Origin of the sequence: Actinomyces sp. oral taxon 897, assembly GCF_002999235.1 — a bacterium.
Classification (GTDB): Bacteria; Actinomycetota; Actinomycetes; order Actinomycetales; family Actinomycetaceae; genus Actinomyces.
In genome coordinates, this window is sequence record NZ_CP027236.1 from 2399983 (window position 1) to 2416386 (window position 16404).

General features: G+C 69.5%; 13 protein-coding genes. 8 read left to right on the forward strand and 5 right to left on the reverse strand.

All coding sequences use genetic code 11. The features are described from left to right. Positions 1–1048 precede the first annotated feature (1048 nt). The gene (locus C3V41_RS09570; RefSeq protein ID WP_368033260.1) at positions 1049–1825 is read left to right on the forward strand and encodes a DsbA family protein; all 777 of its coding nucleotides are present in this window, start codon (positions 1049–1051) and stop codon (positions 1823–1825) included. 322 nt (positions 1826–2147) lie between these two features. After that, positions 2148–3092 carry an ROK family protein gene (locus C3V41_RS09575; protein WP_106110073.1) on the forward strand — a complete coding sequence of 315 codons (945 nt, stop codon included), beginning with the start codon at positions 2148–2150 and terminating at the stop codon, positions 3090–3092. A 1358-nt stretch (positions 3093–4450) separates the two neighbouring features. Here C3V41_RS09575 and C3V41_RS09580 read toward each other — a convergent pair. Continuing rightward, entirely contained in the window at positions 4451–5239 is a 789-nt protein-coding gene (locus C3V41_RS09580; protein WP_129591550.1) for a hypothetical protein, read from the reverse strand. Between the two features lie 300 nt (positions 5240–5539). Next, on the reverse strand, positions 5540–5884 hold the full coding sequence (locus C3V41_RS09585) for a hypothetical protein (RefSeq protein WP_106110075.1): 345 nt from the start codon (positions 5882–5884) through the stop codon (positions 5540–5542). A gap of 330 nt (positions 5885–6214) precedes the next feature. On the opposite strand from C3V41_RS09585, the gene C3V41_RS09590 reads away from it, so the two are divergent. The 3 genes from C3V41_RS09590 (at position 6215) to C3V41_RS12895 (ending at position 10304) form a co-directional block, all read left to right on the forward strand. Then, complete coding sequence (locus C3V41_RS09590) at positions 6215–7396, forward strand: sensor histidine kinase (RefSeq protein ID WP_106110076.1); 1182 nt, start codon at positions 6215–6217, stop codon at positions 7394–7396. After that, positions 7393–8226, forward strand: coding sequence for a response regulator (locus tag C3V41_RS13885; protein WP_246741955.1), 834 nt, complete (start codon positions 7393–7395; stop codon positions 8224–8226). Before C3V41_RS09590 ends, C3V41_RS13885 begins: the two co-directional genes overlap by 4 nt. 554 nt (positions 8227–8780) lie before the next feature. After that, entirely contained in the window at positions 8781–10304 is a 1524-nt protein-coding gene (locus tag C3V41_RS12895; protein ID WP_129591551.1) for a class I SAM-dependent methyltransferase, read from the forward strand. Between the two features lie 2080 nt (positions 10305–12384). On the opposite strand, the gene C3V41_RS09615 is transcribed toward C3V41_RS12895, so the two are convergent. After that, the gene (locus tag C3V41_RS09615) at positions 12385–13257 is read right to left on the reverse strand and encodes a rhomboid family intramembrane serine protease (protein WP_106110079.1); all 873 of its coding nucleotides are present in this window, start codon (positions 13255–13257) and stop codon (positions 12385–12387) included. A gap of 273 nt (positions 13258–13530) precedes the next feature. Further along, on the reverse strand, positions 13531–14052 hold the full coding sequence (locus C3V41_RS09620; protein ID WP_106110080.1) for a peptidylprolyl isomerase: 522 nt from the start codon (positions 14050–14052) through the stop codon (positions 13531–13533). Between the two features lie 216 nt (positions 14053–14268). On the opposite strand from C3V41_RS09620, the gene C3V41_RS13180 reads away from it, so the two are divergent. Then, positions 14269–14445, forward strand: a complete 177-nt coding sequence (locus C3V41_RS13180) for a hypothetical protein (protein WP_165271552.1) — start codon at positions 14269–14271, stop codon at positions 14443–14445. Between the two features lie 142 nt (positions 14446–14587). On the opposite strand, the gene C3V41_RS09625 is transcribed toward C3V41_RS13180, so the two are convergent. After that, a complete protein-coding gene (locus tag C3V41_RS09625) occupies positions 14588–15283 on the reverse strand; it encodes a cell division protein CrgA (RefSeq protein ID WP_106110081.1) in 696 nt (231 codons plus the stop codon). A 143-nt stretch (positions 15284–15426) separates the two neighbouring features. Between C3V41_RS09625 and C3V41_RS09630 the strand changes: the two genes are divergently transcribed. Next, positions 15427–16185: a class E sortase gene (locus C3V41_RS09630; RefSeq protein WP_106110082.1), complete on the forward strand. Its 759-nt coding sequence runs from the start codon at positions 15427–15429 to the stop codon at positions 16183–16185. A 1-nt stretch (position 16186) separates the two neighbouring features. Then, positions 16187–16345, forward strand: a complete 159-nt coding sequence (locus C3V41_RS13185) for a hypothetical protein (RefSeq protein WP_165271630.1) — start codon at positions 16187–16189, stop codon at positions 16343–16345. Positions 16346–16404: the final 59 nt, after the last annotated feature.

Genomic DNA, 16404 nt, shown 5'->3' on the forward strand with positions numbered 1-16404 from the left:
CTGACCGACTCCTCCGGTGGGGAGCATTGTGAGGATGTTTGCGCTATCCGTGTCCCCAGGCCCGGGAGCCTGGTCCCTGTGCGAGCGGGGATGGCCTGGATGCCTCCCGCGCTCCCCTGGGCCCGGGAGCCTGGCGGCGGGGCGGGCCCGCAAGGTGCTAGTCCCCTGGTGGATCCGGGGCCGGTGGTCATTGGTGGCGTGTCCCGCTTTGCCCACGACCGGGCCCTGAGCTGGCCTCAGACCCGCACCTGGTCGCAGTGCGTGGATAGGAGCGGCGCGTGTCTGACAGACTGCGCCCATGACCACCACCCCAGACTCCCCGTCAGCCGAACCCGCAGTGCCCGCTGGGACGACCCCTGCAGGCAAACCGGCTGGTAAGACCCGTGAGACCAGGCAGATCGCTGGACCAGCCGCCACGGATGCTGGGTCGGGTGCCGTGTCGGACGCTACGGATGACGTGCTGACTACCGCGGATACTGCGGACTCCCAGGCTGCTCCGGCTGGGTCAGGTGCCGCGGACTCCCAGGGTGCCCCGGACGGCGCACCGGCTGTGCCGGGAGCCGGGTCGGCCGCGGGTGTCCCGGAGGCTCCGGCTGGTGTGGACGCGAGTACAGGTCCTGAGGCGCCAGATGCTGTGCCAGCTGCCGCAGATGCTGCGGACGCCGCGTCGGATGCCACGGATGCCGTGCCAGCTGCCGCAGACTCCCAGGGTGCTCTGGATGGCGCCCCGGCTGCTGCGTCGGACGCCGCGGGTGCCCAGGGGGCCGCACCCGGGGCCGCTGCTGCACCCGCGTACGGCGTGTACGCCGCGACCGGGCCCGGGGTCGCGACCGGGCCTGGGGCCGCTGGTCCGGCTGAGCCCGCTACCGGCCCCGTAGGGCCCACCGGGGCCGCCGCTGTGCCAGCCGGGACCGAGCCGACCAGCCCTACCGGCAGCCCCACCGGGCCGGTCCAGCCCGCCGCCGGGCCCGCTGGTGCCTCAGCTGGTGCGGCCGTTATGCCCGGTTCCCAACGCTCAGCTCAGTCCAACGCAATTATTATTGCTCTTTTGGTTGTCATTGCAGTGCTCCTGACCATAGCGATCGCTGCGTTCCTGACTCGCCCCGCGGCAGCACCCGGCGCTGGCCCGACGGTGTCGGACCCCGTTCCCGCGAGCCCACCGGCCTCGACGGGCCAGGACACCTCACCGGCCCCGGCCACTCAGCAGACTCCGACTCCGAGCTCCCCGGAGACCGCGGCTCCCAGCGTGACCGACTCCCGGCTCCTGACGTTCATGCACCAGGAGGTGCACCGCGACGCCAATGACGGCCAGGCCCGCGGCGCCCAGAACGCCCCTGTGGTCATGGTCCTCTACTCGGACTTCGCCTGCCCCTTCTGCACCCTGCTGGCCCGGAGTGTCGAGCCGCAGCTGGCGGACCTGGTCAGCAACGGGACCCTGCGCATTGAGTGGCGTGACCTGGCCCAGATCACCCCGACCTCGCCCCTGGCCGCCCAGGCGGGCGTCGCCGCTGCCAAGCAGGGCCGCTTCTGGGAGTTCCACGACGCCGTCTACGCCGCCGCGGACCCCGCTGGTCACCCGACCTACACCGAGGACTCCCTGGTGGAGTTCGCCCGGACTGCGGGCGTGCCGGATCTGGACCGTTTCCGCACCGACATGACCAGCCAGGAGACCGTCACGGCGGTGACGCAGGCCAAGCAGCACGCCCACCAGGCAGGTATCCAGGGAACGCCGTTCATGATTATTAACGACACCTACATTAGCGGCTACCGGGACGCGGACTTTGTGCGGGCCACAGTGCTCGACCAGGCGGCCAAGGTCGGCTAGCGCCCACCCAGATGCCGCCCAGGACCCTGCTGGCCTGCCAGCTGAGCTGGCCCCACCCGAGACGCTGGAGCCCGGCCGCCAGGAGTCTCGGAGGCTGCCCGGGAGCCCCGGAGCAGAGGCCCTCGGCGCCCGCCGCCAGCCCGCTGGAGCCCGGACCCCGGACCTCCAGCCTTGATAGTGAGATAAATCATATCTCACGAGGCGTCCCGCTCTCGTCCGGACCCCACGCCGGTCTGCCTAAGTCTAGGAAATGGGTCACATTTCCTGCGAGAATGCTGTCACCCTACTTCCTGGGCCCGGCCCCGTCTCAAAGGAGAAGAACATGTCACTGTCGATCGGCGTGGACGTTGGCGGCACCAAGATCGCCGCCGGCGTGGTTGACGAGGAGGGCAACGTCCTGGAGGCCCTCCGCCGCAGCTCGCCAGCCAAGGAGCGTGCGGCCATTATCGACACGATCGTGGCGGTGACCGCCGAGCTGGCGGCCCGTCACAAGACCGCCAGCGTCGGCATTGGCGCGGCCGGCTTCGTGTCCTCGGACCGCTCGACGATCGCCCACGGCACGAACCTGGACTGGACAGGCCTCAACCTGGGCCAGGCCGTCTCCGGCCGCGTCGATCTCCCGGTGGTGGTGGAGAACGACGCCAACGCCTTCGGCTGGGCCGAGGCCCGCTTCGGCGCGGCCCGCGGCAAGAAGAACGCCCTCATTGTGGCCATTGGTACTGGCGTGGGCGGGGCGCTCGTGGTGGACGGGCGCCTGGTGCGCGGGGCCGCGGGCTTCGCCGCCGAGGTCGGGCACATCACCTCGGTGCCGGGCGGTCGGCCCTGCGGCTGCGGGCGTCGCGGCTGCCTGGAGCGGTACGCCTCGGGCACGGCCCTGGGGGTCAACGGCTGGGAGCTGGCGCAGTTCCGACCCGCCTACGCCGCCCGCATCATTGAACTCTCGGGTGGTGATTCTTCACACATTAAGGGCGAGGCCATTACCGCCGCCGCCCGCGAGGGAGACCCGGCCGCCCTGCAGTGCTACGACGACCTCGCCGGGCACCTGGGGCGCGGTCTGGCGGATCTCTGCGCAGTTCTGGACCCCGAGGTCATTGTCATCGCCGGTGGCCTGGCGGAGGCGGGGGACATTCTCCTGGCGCCAACACGTGAGGTCTTCCACACTGAGATCACCGCCCGACGTGCTCGTCCGGAGATTCCTGTCGTCTTGGCCGAGGGGGGACAGTATGCTGGCCTCGTGGGGGCCGCTGACCTGGCTCGGCAGGTTTAGAGGCGCGGCCCCCACGCCTACCCCTGGGGCTCGACGGCGTGCTGGCACGGTACGCGAGCAGGTAGTGAACCAGGGAGGGCCGGGGGAGCCGGTCTGCGCAGGTACACCCTTATAAAGCAGGTGCGTCCCGGTCCATAGAGAGTCCTGCTCCCAGGCCCTGACGGGCTTGCAGATGACGAGGCGTCACCGGCCGGGGGGCGCACCTTGCTCCCAGGCCCTGTCGGGCTTGCACGACACCACCGGGTGCGTCCCGGCCCGTGGGGTCTGCTGGCCTCGCCCTGTGTACTGCGCCCTGCGTGCCGCCCCTAGATTGAGCGCGTCCCAGCCCTATCGCGAGCGGGGACGGTGGGATATCGAGGTCCCGGTTACGGGTGCGGACGGCCCGGCCCCTGCGCGAGCGGGGACGGCGGCTGACCCTCCCCTACTGCGGGACCTTCATGGTGCTGGCTCTCGCGCGTGCGGGGGCGGCGGCTCACGGACGCCGGCAAGAAGGTCATCCGCGGCCTGGCTCTCGCGCGTGCGGGGGCGGCGGGGTCGTGGGGCTGGTCGGTTCACGGGATGGCGGCCCGTTTGCCGCCGGACTAACCGATTGGACCATCCGCTGATCGGCCCAGTCGTCTGGCTGAGCCGTCCGTCTGGCTGAGCCGTCCGTCGGTCCGGGGCCGGGAGGTATCGGCCAGACGGATGACGTCGGCCGTGGCTGACTCGGCCCGGGGACCGCTGGCGACGCCGTCCCAGCTGGCTGGTCGCGCGCCCTGAGCCAGCCCGGGTACCTCGAAGCCAATCTTTGATATGAGATTAATCACTAATAGGGCGTGCTGGAAAGGTGCGTCACCCGGGTTCAGCGGAGTGATATTCCTCATACTCGGGTCGGTCCCGCTGGCCTGTGGGCCCAGGGCAGCGCCTCGGTCCGCCCCGGCGTGACGGGTGGTTTCCCGCCTGCCGGGATGGGCCGGTAGGGCTGTGCTGCGGCCAGAGCGTATGGGTTCCATGGCGGCGCCGCTCCGTTCTTGCTGCCCGGCCCGGTGCCGACTGCTCCTGCCCCCACCTGCCGGGTGCGGTTTCGGCCGGGTCGGGCGCCACCCCGGCGGGTCGCCGACCAGCATGTGCCGCACCGTCGGGCCGCAGACCCAGGAGAGCCCGACGGCACGGCACCTGCTGGTCAACGCCACCCGGCCCACCCGGTCACGACGCCGCCCGATCTGCCCTGCCAGGGCACCGCCCTGCCCGCCCCGGTCATGACGCCGCCAAGACCGCCACGACAGCGCCTGCGGTAATGGCGGGAGCCGCATTGGCTGTCTGCTTGGCGAACCGTCGCAGGGGCCGCAGCGCTCAGCCACCTGCAGACAGGGCTCCGCCTACCGCACGTAGGTATAGCTGTCGCTGGTCAGGCTGACGCGGTAGCCCGGGCCGTGGTACCCCGAGCCGGGGTGGCCCAGGCCGTAGAACCCCGGGGTGTAGGCGTAGCGCGGGGCCATGTCGGCCGCGCTCGGCCGCCCCCGGCCGATCTCGTAGTCGGCGTGGGGCGCAGGCGACCCGGATCGGAGGTTGGAGAGCAGCTGGAGCTCCAGCTCCGTCAGGTACTGCTGCGGGTCCCGGGCCGGGACCGCGTTCTGATCGGCGCCCCGGCCGGTCGCCTCCTGGCCCTTGGTGCTGCGGGTGCTCCCAGTGCCTCCGACGTCCTGGCTGCCGCGCGCTCCTGGGTCTCGGCCGCCAGCGTCCTGACCCCGGGAGCCCTGGCCTGCCTGGTCCTGGGAGCCCTGGCTTGCCCGACCTTGGCCTGCCTGGTCTTGGCTAGTCAGGCCAAGTAGGCCCTTGGCGCCCAGGCCGGGGTCCGCTGGTCCTTGCCCCACGAGACCCTTGGCGCCCAGGCCGGACAGATCCTGACCAGGCAGGCTCTTGGCGCCCGGGCTGGGCAGATCCAGGCCGGGCAGATCCTTGGGGCCCTGACCTGCTAGGACCTGGCCGTCAGCGTCGTGGCTCGCCGGAGCCCGGCTGCCCTCCTGGCCGTCCCGGCCCTGGTCGGCCCCGGCGTCCCTGGTGTCCTCAAGGCACGGCCCGGGGGACAGCAGGAGCATTGCGGCCAGCTGTGCCAGGCCGCGCCCCCGGTGGCGGCAATAGAGGTGTTCTGTGCTGGGTGAACCCATGAGACCACACGGATGGTACATAGGAGACTCCATTCGCGGTGATTAAAAAAGGATATGAATGGTGACAAGTCCGTGATGTCGCCAGGGCGGCCGTTGGCCGGCTGCCGGCCCAGGTGCGACCACCAGCTGGCATCCAGGCCTGGCTGGGGACGCCCCGGTGGGGTGCGGTGAGCCTGCCAAGACGCCTGCGAGCTACGCCCCTGGTCAGCCGGGTTCCCGAGCGTGCCCAGCATCCCGGGTCTGGCTGGCGGCCAGCATCTGGGCCACCCCAGCGTCTGGCAGGCCCGGGCTGCCAGGTTCTCAGGCCTGGCTGGGCTGCAGGTCGGGGCGCTCGGCGAGAACAAGGTCGGGGCCTTCCTGGTGGGCTGCGTCGAGGTGCCTGGCGTGGGCTCCCAGCAGCACCAGGAGCAGCCAGCCCAGACTCCCCAGGGCGGTGGCCGTCACAATGAACATGGACCCGGTACCCTCCCGGGCGATCTGAAGCAGGCTGAGCGTCAGCACGCCCACGGCCAGCCCGAGCGAGGCGCTGTAGTACCTCACCGCGCGCTCGCGGCCCCATGCCGTGAACACGACGAGCAGGCAGATCGAGACCAGGAACTCAATCAGGAGCAGGGACACAGGGCCCCAGGTGATCCACGGGTTCATTAGCACCTCCAGGGTCCCGCCCTGGGAAGCAGGCGGGTGCGCGAGTGACGAGGCGAGCCCTCGTCGTTCCGTCAGAAAGCGTCTCAGAGGGAGGCGGGTGTGAACATCGGCTGGTTAGGGCATACAGTTGGCTGCCGGAACCAGCCGATCAGCCTATACAGTTGGCCCGTCCGATCGGATGATCTCCCCCCAACCGCTCCCCCAGGACTGTCATCCACTCGGATGTTCTTGGTAAAGTAGCCAGCACGTGTGTGGCAAAAAGGGGATCCAATGCGAAACACATCATCCACCCGTCTCGCCCGACTCCGGTCGATGTGGGACCTGCGACCGATGCTTGAGCCTGATGACAGGCTCCGGCAGCATCTCTACACGGCTGCGGGAGCCGGTGCGGGCATCGTCAACATCGTCGTCAACATCGTCGCTGCGGGGACACCACGTCTCGCGGACCTGGCGGTCATGCTCCTGGGGATGGTCCTGCTGACCTGCATCCCCCTGCGGCCGCTGCCTGTCATCCTGGGCTACCTGGCCTGCTGGAGTGTGGTGGTCCTCGCCCCGGGCGTCTACGCCGGGGACATGATCATCACCGACCTGGGTTTCTTCGTCTTCCTGGGACGGTTCCTGCGGCCGCTGCCCGCCTTCACCCTCTTCCTGGCTACCGTCGGCGTGCCCATCGTGGCCATACTGACCCAGCCGCCCATGTACCTGGTTAACAGCGTTGAGGCCTCGGCCTTCCTCTTCCTCTTCGGGCTGCTCATGGTCCCCATGGGCATCCTGCTGAGGGCCACCGAGCGGGCGCGCTACATGGAGTCCAAGCTGGCCAAGGCCCGCCTGGACGCCATGCGCCTGGAGATCGCCCGGGAGATGCACGACCTCGTGGCCTACTCCATGTCCCAGACGGCCCTGCGCGCCCAGCGGGCCGCCGCCAACTCCGCCTTCTCCGCCGCGGCCCGTCAGGAGTTCACCGCCTTGGAGTGCACCGCCGCCGACGCCCTTCACGAGCTCCGCCTCCTCCTGCGCACCCTGCGCGAGGACCCCGGCCCCAACAAGCAGGAGGACCCGGACCAGACCGTCACCAACCTGGGGCACCTGGTCACCGACCTGAGCACCGCCGTCCAGGCCGTGGGCGACGACGTCGCCGCCGCAGGCTTTGACGTCACCTACCAGCGGATAGGCACCCTGGTGCCCACCCGGGCCCAGGCCGTCACCCTGTCCCGTGTGGCCCGTGAGATGGGCGCCAACATCATCCGTCACGGCGACATCGACCATCACGTCACCCTGACCCTCACTCTGGGCCCTGAGTTCATCCGCCTGGTAGCCACCAACAAGATCAACCAGGGCGCCCCCCGCCTGCCCCACTCCGGCTCAGGAGTCCTGGGCATGCGCGAGAGGCTCAACGCGATCGGCGGCACCCTGTCCACCCTCTCGGAGGACGGGACCTGGATGGTCGTCGCCACCGTTCTCTGCCCCAGTACCACCCCATCAAACCCTCAGCCCCTGGAGAAGACCTCATGATTCACGTCGGTCTCGCTGACGACGACGCCCTGGTCCGTCAGACCCTCAACGACCTGCTCAACGACACCGAGGACATCCGCGCCCTCTGGGTGGCCCGGGACGGCGAGGAGGTCCTGGACATCCTGCACTCGGGCGACTACCCGCTGGTCGACGTGCTCCTCCTGGACGTCCAGATGCCCCGCATGGACGGCATCGCCGTCACGGAGCTCCTGCACAACGAGATGCCCAACCTCAACATCCTCATCCTGACCACCTTCATGGCCGACCCCGTCATGGAGCGTGCCATGGCGGCCGGGGCCAAGGGCTTCGTAGCCAAGGAGGATCCGGTCACCGCCCTGGCGGCGACCATCCGCCACGTCGTGGAGGGCAACATGGTCCTCTCCCCCGCCTCCCTGAACGTCATTAAGAACCGCCCTGACGGCTCCAACCCCGTCATCCCTGGCCCTGCGGTCTCCGGTCCCACCGCCAGTCCTGAGATCCCTGCTCTCATGATGCCCACTCTCAGGAAGTCCCCGAAGGCCTCCGCCCCGGCACGGGTCCCGGCTGCTGCTGGCTCCGTCCCGGCCAGCCCTGCCCCGGCTGCCGGTCCCCTGGTGGCCGGCCCCGCCCCGACCGCTGTCAGGAGCACGCCCACGGGCGTCGCCCTCTCGCCGCGCGAGACGGAGGTGCTGGCCCTCATGGTCGAGGCCTACTCCAACAAGCAGATCGCCCGGCGCCTGGGGCTGAGCGAGGCAACGATCAAGACCCACGTCTCCACGGTCATTGCCAAGATGGGCGTCCAGGACCGGGTGGGCGCCGTCGTCCAGGCCCTGCGCAACGGGCTCGTCTGAGGCTAGCCTTCCCCCGTCATCTCGGCCGATCGGTTGAACCGGTCGGCCGATGACGTGCTGCCCGCGGTGGGGCACCATGGTGGTGCCCGGGCCTGTCCGCTCGGGCGCGTACTGGTCTCCATGAAAGGTGTTGCTTATGCTCTTCCCTCCTGCGCCCCACGAAAACACCATTAGCTGGTATGGCTTCTTTTGGGGGCCGGTCTCCATTTGGCCTAGGATCAAGTGACCCTGTCTGTCTCCTATAGGTCATGCTAATGCTATTCCGTGCCTCCTACGGTTGCCGCTCATTTGGGTATGACCCACCTGAGCTATAATCCGTCTCCCTGGCTTGGCAATGACCTGTAGCTACCACGTAGGCGGGGGAGGGATAACCTCCCCCGCCCGCGTCGTGCTCTTTTAACAGGGCTTCAGCGGTATTGCTGCTGACGCCCTTGTCGGCGCGTTTTCTTGGGGCCTCTTACGGCCCCGCCGCCACTGGTCCTCGTGCCGCCCAGGATTGGTGGCCCTTGTCTACTTGTCGGTCTTTTGTTGGCCCCTACCGTCCGGACTGCACCATGAGCACTATGAACTGTGACGCCCTGCCTCAGCCTCTTCACCGGGGCACCGGGGCCCGACGTCATCACCTCCTGTCACTGCGTGACCGCACCGAGGTGAGCACCGTCCTGGACCTCCTGGACTCCCTGGGCGCCGACCCCCTGGGTGTCTCCGACCTGGCCGAGCGCCGGGTCCTGGAGCTGGCCTGCGGCTCGGGGCGCCTGACCCTGCCCATTGCCTCCGCCGGCCACCGCGTGCTGGCCACCGACGTCGAGCCCGAGGTCCTGGCCTACCTGGGATCCCAGCTGGGCCTAGGGCCGGAGCGCTCGACGTCGAGCTCCAGGAAGCGCCCAATGGGCCTGAGAAGGTGGTTGAGATCACAGACCCTGGAGCCGGGGGCGGTTGAAGGGCTTGCGCCGGACCTGGGGGCCCTTCCCCTCCCGACCCCGGACTCGCGGATAAGCCGCCGGGCCAGCTCGGCGGTGTACGAGTCCTCGGTCCCTGATGTGGCCGCCTCGTACGCCAGCCTGGCCTCGAGGCCCAGGGCGGGCCAGTACCTCCGCCCCAACCACAGGCTGGACCCCCTGTCCCCGGAGCCGGGTGCGGGGCTGGGGACGGAGCCGGGGTCTGGCACCGGGCGGCAGGCCTCCTGGAACCTGACCCCGTCTGCGTGGGGTACGGAGGCGCCGGGCGGAGCGCCTGGCTCTTCGTCTGCGGGGCCAGCTCCGGAGCCGGGTTGGCTGGGCGCGCTCGGCTCTTCGTCTGCGGGCTCGGGTGCGGATCGGCCGTCCCAGTTCGTGGCGTCGGATTGGGAGGCTGGCTGGCCGGCTGGGCCGGGCTCCTCCTGGTCCGCGGGCTCAGCGGGGTCGCCGGGCAGCCCGTCTGGTTCTCCGTCTGCGGGGCTGGCTCCGGAGCCGGGCCGACACATGAGGCGGGGCAGGCACGTGGCACCTGACCCGGACCCGCTTAGTGCCCACTCTCAGGCTGGCGCGCCGTCGAGCTGGGGCGAGAGCGTGGACGTCTCTGGTTCTACCCCTCAGGGTGGGGCGCATCTCCCCCTGCCGTCGGCAGGGCTGGGGCGGACGCGGCCGGGGGCCCTGGACCGGATTGGGCTGGGTCTGGCCGACATGACCGCCTTCTGCCTCACCGAGCGCTTTAAGGCGGTCTGCCTGCCCAATAGCTCGGTCACCCTCCTGTCGCCTGTGACACGTCGGCACACCCTGAGGCTGGCCGCCTCCCACCTGGCGCCGGGCGGGATCCTCATTGTGTGCACCGAGTACGTCCTTGAGGACGCTCCTTCCTCGCTCTCGCTGTCTTTTGGCCAGGACGTGAAGCTGGAGGAGCAGACCGATGGCAGGCGCCGTCGGCTCTGGCTGAGCTGGGGAGCGGAGCGCTACGCCTCCGACCTCTTTGTGGTGCCGCCGGCATGGGTCGTGGAGGCCCTGAGCGGGCTCGGGCTGACGGTGATCTACCAGCACTCCCGCCCCGACTCCGCGGTCCCGGGGCGCGCCAACGCCGTCATAGCCGCCGTCAAGCGCCCCTGACTGCGCCCCTTGACTGCACCTTTGACCGTGCCCCTTGACAGGGTCTCTGACCACACCTCTGACAGCGCCCCTTGACCGCGCCTCGGACCGTGCCCCTCCGCCCACCCCCTCGTCCGTCCCCTCGCGAGAACGGTACTTATTGCTCGCGAGAACGGTACTTGTTCGTCGTGAGAACGGTACTTATTGCCCGCGGCCGTGCCTCCGCGGCCTCGGGCACGTCGTCCTCGTCCGCGCGGGCGGGTCTCGCATCTGGAAGCTGTCCGCTCCGTCACCGGGGCCTGTCTGCTCCACCACCTGGTCCCGTCCGGTGGCGACCGTCCGCCCTCGCTACCGGGACTGTCGTGCCCGACATAACCCCACCAAACGCAGCGGAAACGTCCGCTCCCGTCGCCACGACTGCCGCCGGGCCAGCCGTGGAGCACAGCCCGACCGGCGCCATGAGGAGCGTTCTATGAGAAAACTAACACCGTAGGTATGCCTGGTTTCGCTTCTTGCGAACACTGTCCGTACAGGAGCTTACACCACTCCTTCTGGCTCGGTGTGGCTGGTGTGGGCGAGCGCGGACGTGGGGGCGCAGGCTCCTTCCGGTAGGGCTGGGGGCAGTGGCCAGCTCCTGGAGGGCGGGCAACAGCGGGCTGGCTGGCCCGGGCCGCCCTGCCCGACCGGCCAGCTCCTGGAGGGCGGGCAGCGGGCACGTGCTCCTCCTGGTGTGACCGGCCCGAACAGGACCCCGGGATGAATGTGCAACACCACCTCCTAGGTCCCGACGGGACGCGCCCTTGGCCCGCTGGCACGCTCCGACCACCACCCGGGTACCCGGGACACACGACCCGCAGGCACCCCACCTTCTACAACTGGGCCTTGCGGAGGCTACGTGAAGGTGACGGTCACCTTCAGCCCGGACCCCCGCAACCAGGTCCTGCCCCGTTCGCGCTACAAGAGCAGGGCTCCTGCGCTTCGACGAGCGCTGCTGCTGCCACGCGACCCGGGCCGACCAGTGGGCCGACCGGTGGGGCAGGTGGGCCCCGCCCGGGCAGGCTTGGGACTACTTCGGCCTCAGGTGAGGTCCCGTCGAACTCACGTGGCCCTCTGCGTGCCGCGTGCGCGGACGCCATGGAGGAGGAATCGGACTGGTCCGTCTCCCAGGTTCGCGTGACCGTCGTCGGCGAGACCTCCCACCTCATTTTTGGCGATGTTTATCACACTAGCGCTTGGCCAGCGTGGGCATGTCATGTGAGAGCTCTGGCTGTGGCGTCCGCCCTGACTTCCCTGTCCAGGGCCTGCTGCCAGCCTTGCGCCGCCCTGCCTTGACGGCCTTCTGGGCAACCAGGGCCGTTGGGGTCCGAGGTTGCGCGGGACCGCAGGGGCAAAGCGAGGGCCTCACAGCTCGGTGGTGCTGGATCCCGTTCCCATAACCCATACCGGGATATGAGATGGATACCGATCTGGAGGCCCTCGAGAGGACACTCTACGCTATCGCCAGCCGATCCGCTAGTGACTTACCTCAAGACGAGGCCCGCGCATTCGGCGTGATGCTGCGGGTTTGAGGGATATGTGAGGATTATCACTCCAACATTCTGCCGGGCTGTGCTACCAGGGTCCGATGGGTGGGGCGTGCCAGCCTGCGTGCCGGGTCCCGGTAGGAGGGCGGGCCGGGGTCGCCCGAGATGCCACGGCTCTACGTGATGGTGCGCTGGGGGCCATGTGCTGAGGGGTGCGCGCTGTGGCGTGCTGGGCGCGGGTCGGCAGCTGTCCGCAGCCCTTTCCTTGCGGCGCCCCTGGTCGGTGGCCCGACGGCAGGCCAGGGTCTGTGCTCGCGACGCTTGGGCTGGTGGGAGCTACGTGTCCAGAGGATGGCTGTGTGCGGGAGGTGGACTGCCGTCCTGCTCCGCTGGGCGCGGGCGCCTGTGCGCGTGGGGGGCTGCACCGGCAGGATCCCGCGCCCTCAGGCTGGCGTCGCGCGCAGACCTGGGCCTTCAGACCAGTGCGGCGCGCAGAGCCAGACTCAGGCCGGCGCCATGCCCAAGCTCAGGCTGGCGTCGCGTGCAGGCCCAGGCCTCCGGCCAGCGCAGACCCAGACTCAGACCAGCGCCATGCGCAGGATAATGAGCCCCACCAGTGTCGCGGTGACGCCAATAATCCCCATAATGCCCGCAGTCGTACGCTGGCAACGAAGATCCAGGCTGTAGACCGCTGCCACGGCGGCGCCGGTCAGCAGCCCGCCCAGGTGCCCCTGCCAGGAGATCCCGCTGCCCAGGAAGGATATGACCACATTCACCGCCAGCAGGGCCACAATCCCCGAGGTGTCCCGCCCCAGGTGCCGCTGGATGACGAACAGGGCCGCGAACAGCCCGAAGATCGCCCCCGAGGCGCCCACGGTCTGGCTGAACCACGCCGACAGCACCTGCGGTGAGGCCAGCCAGTAGATAGCCGTCGAGCCGCCCAGGGCGGAGAGCACGTACAGGGCCGTGAACCGGCAGCGCCCCAGCAGCGGCTCCAGGATCCCACCCAGCACCCACAGGGCGTACATATTGAACGCCAGGTGCATGAACCCGCCGTGGAGGAACGCCGTGGTCAGGAACCGCCAGGGCTCCTGCGCGGCGAGGGCGGGCACGAAGCCCCCCCAGGCCGTCACCGGGTTCATGAGGTGGGACCGCAGGGGAAGGCTCTGAAGGATCCAGACGACAATGCACACCGCCATGAGCAAGGTGGTGACGCGCACGTCACTGATCGGCTGGCCCCCCAGGACGGTCCGGGTCCCGCGACCACCCGTCTGGTGGGTGCAGTCCACGCAGCGCACCCCCACCGGGCTGGGGACCTGGCACTCGGGGCACACCGGACGGTTGCAGCGCTGGCACCGCACGTAGGAGACACGCTGGGGGTGGCGGGGGCAGACCGGCGGGTCGGCCTGGTGGTCCGCTCCCGAGGAGCTGGAGGGGTACTGCTGGGTCATGGCTCAGCCTTGTCGCTGGAGGTCGCTGTGGACAGGGATCAGGGGCTGTGGGTCGGGGCCTTGCGGGCCAGCCGGCAGCGGTGGCGTCCGGCCGGGGGAGCCTGCTGGGCCCCGTCTGACGAGCCGGGTCCGGTGGTTCGCGAACCTAGCTGGCCCGGTGGGGTGGTGCCTGGCGGTGCGGTGCCGCCCGGCGGGCCCGGCGGGACGCGGACGGCGTCGCTGAGCACTCGCGGGTGCCCGACGACGCCGTCTGGTCTCATACCCGAGGCGGTCTCACTCGGTGACCGTCACGGAGTTAATGACGACGTCCTCCAGGGGGCGGTCACGCGGGTCGGTGGCCACCGCCGAGATCGCGTCCACGACCTGCTTGGAGGCGTCGTCGGCCACGGCCCCGAAGATGGTGTGCTTGCCCTGGAGCCACTCGGTGCGGGCCGTGGTGATAAAGAACTGGGAGCCGTTGGTGCCCTTGCCCAGGCGCCGGCCGGCGTTGGCCATGGCCAGGACGTAGGGCGCGGAGAAGGTCAGGGAGTCGTCGATCTCGTCGTCGAAGACGTAGCCGGGGCCGCCGGTACCGGTGCCCAGGGGGTCGCCGCCCTGGATCATGAAGTTGGGGATAACCCTGTGGAAGATGACACCGTCGTACAGCGGGGCCTTGGTCTCCTCGCCTGTACGGGGGTCCGTCCAGGTGGTCTTACCGGTGGCCAGGCCGGTGAAGTTCGCGACTGTCTGGGGCGCCTGCTCGGGAAAGAGCGTGAGGCGGATGTCGCCGAGGGTCGTGTGAAGTGTCGCTTCCATGCTGTCATCGTCGCATGGGCGGGACACCGCGGACCGGGACTGCGGTAGGTGCCACCGCACTGTTCACCCCAGGCAAAACGCCGACGACAAGGTTGGTCCGCCGTTGCACGTCGGTGGGAGGATAGGGACAGGTCGCACGGATGCGTACGCACCGTTCGAGTCGCCATCGGCCCCGGTCCCCGCACCGGGTGCCGCGAAGAATCTCTAGGAGGACCCATGAAGAAGTGCACCCTGGGCAGGACCCTCGGCTGGCTGACCGTCGCCACCGTCGCGGCCGGCGCCGCCTACGTCGTCTGGAAGCGTTCGCAGCCGGTGGAGGACCCGTGGGCCGAGGAGTACTGGGCCGACTCCGAGGAAGAGGAGGAGGCCGAGCCCGCTCCCGCTGAGGCCTGAGCCCTGGCCGGGCGTCGGCGGGGTCCCGCACCGGGGCCCCGCCGCGTCATCCGGCTCCCGCACGGCCCCGGCGCGCCCGCGCCCCGGCGTGCCCGGGCGGTGGGCCGACGCCGCGCCGCTGGACACCCCTGGGTGGTGCCCGTCACTTCCAGTTCAGCAGGCCCAGGAAGCCGGCCATCATAATGACGAAGCCGACGTACAGGTTGCCGTTGACCAGCCAGTCAGTCTGGTGGTGCGCCACGAAGTAGGGGATCGGGTACTGGCCCTTGAACAGGTAGGTGACCACGACCCACAGCAGGCCCGTGATCAGCAGGGTCACCATGGCTGGCGCGTACCAGCGGGGGCTGCCCACGTCCTTGATCTTCCGGGGCGTGCGGGACACCCGGTTGGCCGCCGCCCGTGACTCCTCCTCCAGCGCCGCCGCCACCTTGGCGGGGTTCCCGGAGCGCTTGAGCCGGGCCAGGCGCTTCCTGTCCTCTTCCTTGGCCCGCTTGCCGAAACGCACCAGGCGCCTGGAGCCGGAGGCCGAGCCCTTCTCCTTCTTGGAGCCCTTGGACTTGGAGTCCTTGGACTCCTTCCCGGAGCCGGACTCCTTCTCGGAGCTCGTGGAGTCCGAGGCCTCGGAGGTCTTCTTGGACGACACCTCGTCCTGGGGGTCCTCAGTGGCAGGCTCCTTACCATCCTTACCCTTACCCTGAGATCCCTTACCCCCACCCTCGGAACCCTGTGCGGGGTCCTCGTCCTGGACCCCGGAGCCCTCGCCCGTGGAGGTGGGCTCCTCGGAGTCGGGGGCCTGGTTGGTGTCCGGCCTCGGGCTGGTCTTCTTCCGCAGGGCCATGTGGTCCTCCTCGCTTGGGATGTTCCCGACAGGGGAAGTCGGTTGACTGGCGCTAGCGCCTAGCCTAGGGCATCGCCACCGGGTTCCTGCCACGCCTACAAGCTCATAGACTGCACAAGACACTCGCAACACCAGGAGACTAGATGGCACACCCCCGCCACCAGCGGCGTCCGCACCGTCCTGGACCGCTCAGCATGGTCCTGGGTGGTATCGGAGAGCTCCTTATTACCTCCGGCCTGGTGATCGCCCTGTTCCTGGTGTGGCAGCTGTGGTGGACCGGTATCGCCGCCCACGAGAAGGCGCAGGCCGTCAAGGAGCAGTTCACCCAGACCCAGGTCGACTCCCCCAAGGTCGCCGGGACCAAGCACACCGACGCCCCCCCGGCCTTCACCCAGGTCGACTACGGCCAGGCCATTGGGATGCTCATTGTGCCCAAGTGGTACGGCGTGACGAACAACAATATGCCGGTTATCGAGGGGACCGGTGAGGACGTCCTGGACCAGGCGGCAGCCGGGCACTACACCGACACCCAGCAGGTAGGGGAGGTCGGCAACTTCGCCATTGCCGCGCACCGACGCACCAACGGCAACTCCTTCCGCCGGATCGACCTGCTCGAGCCCGGCGACGAGGTCGTCGTGGCCACCCAGGACACGTGGTACGTCTACACCGTGGAGAACTACGAGATCGTCGAGCCCCACCAGGTCGAGGTCCTCTCCCCGGTCCCGGACGACCCCGAGGCCCAGCCCACTGAGCGCTACCTGACCATGACCACCTGCCACTCCCTGAGCATGGGCGAGTGGGGTAACGACCACCGGTGGATTGTCCACGCCAAGTTCTCCTACTGGATGCCGCGCTCCGAGGGCCGGCCCGACTCCGTCCTCAACGACCCGGAGGTCAACTGACATGTACGGATGGATCTGGAGGCACCTGCCCGGCCCCGTCTGGTTCAGGACCATTGAGGCCCTCGTCCTGACCGCTGCCGTGGTGCTCCTCCTCTTCGAGGTGGTCTTCCCCTGGGCCAATGACACCTGGCACCTCTCCGGTGAGGCCGACGTCGGCTGACCGCCCGCCCGCCCCGTGGGAGTAGGTGGCGTGTGCCAGTGCCCGGGTACGCGGACCCG

Coding starts and splice junctions, on each gene's coding strand:
- C3V41_RS09620 (WP_106110080.1), bottom strand. CDS start 14,052: ATGGAAGCGACACTTCACACGACCCTCGGCGACATCCGCCTCACGCTC.
- C3V41_RS09575 (WP_106110073.1), top strand. CDS start 2,148: ATGTCACTGTCGATCGGCGTGGACGTTGGCGGCACCAAGATCGCCGCC.
- C3V41_RS13185 (WP_165271630.1), top strand. CDS start 16,187: ATGTACGGATGGATCTGGAGGCACCTGCCCGGCCCCGTCTGGTTCAGG.
- C3V41_RS09630 (WP_106110082.1), top strand. CDS start 15,427: ATGGCACACCCCCGCCACCAGCGGCGTCCGCACCGTCCTGGACCGCTC.
- C3V41_RS09585 (WP_106110075.1), bottom strand. CDS start 5,884: ATGAACCCGTGGATCACCTGGGGCCCTGTGTCCCTGCTCCTGATTGAG.
- C3V41_RS09625 (WP_106110081.1), bottom strand. CDS start 15,283: ATGGCCCTGCGGAAGAAGACCAGCCCGAGGCCGGACACCAACCAGGCC.
- C3V41_RS09615 (WP_106110079.1), bottom strand. CDS start 13,257: ATGACCCAGCAGTACCCCTCCAGCTCCTCGGGAGCGGACCACCAGGCC.
- C3V41_RS13180 (WP_165271552.1), top strand. CDS start 14,269: ATGAAGAAGTGCACCCTGGGCAGGACCCTCGGCTGGCTGACCGTCGCC.
- C3V41_RS09580 (WP_129591550.1), bottom strand. CDS start 5,239: ATGGGTTCACCCAGCACAGAACACCTCTATTGCCGCCACCGGGGGCGC.
- C3V41_RS12895 (WP_129591551.1), top strand. CDS start 8,781: ATGAGCACTATGAACTGTGACGCCCTGCCTCAGCCTCTTCACCGGGGC.
- C3V41_RS13885 (WP_246741955.1), top strand. CDS start 7,393: ATGATTCACGTCGGTCTCGCTGACGACGACGCCCTGGTCCGTCAGACC.
- C3V41_RS09590 (WP_106110076.1), top strand. CDS start 6,215: ATGCTTGAGCCTGATGACAGGCTCCGGCAGCATCTCTACACGGCTGCG.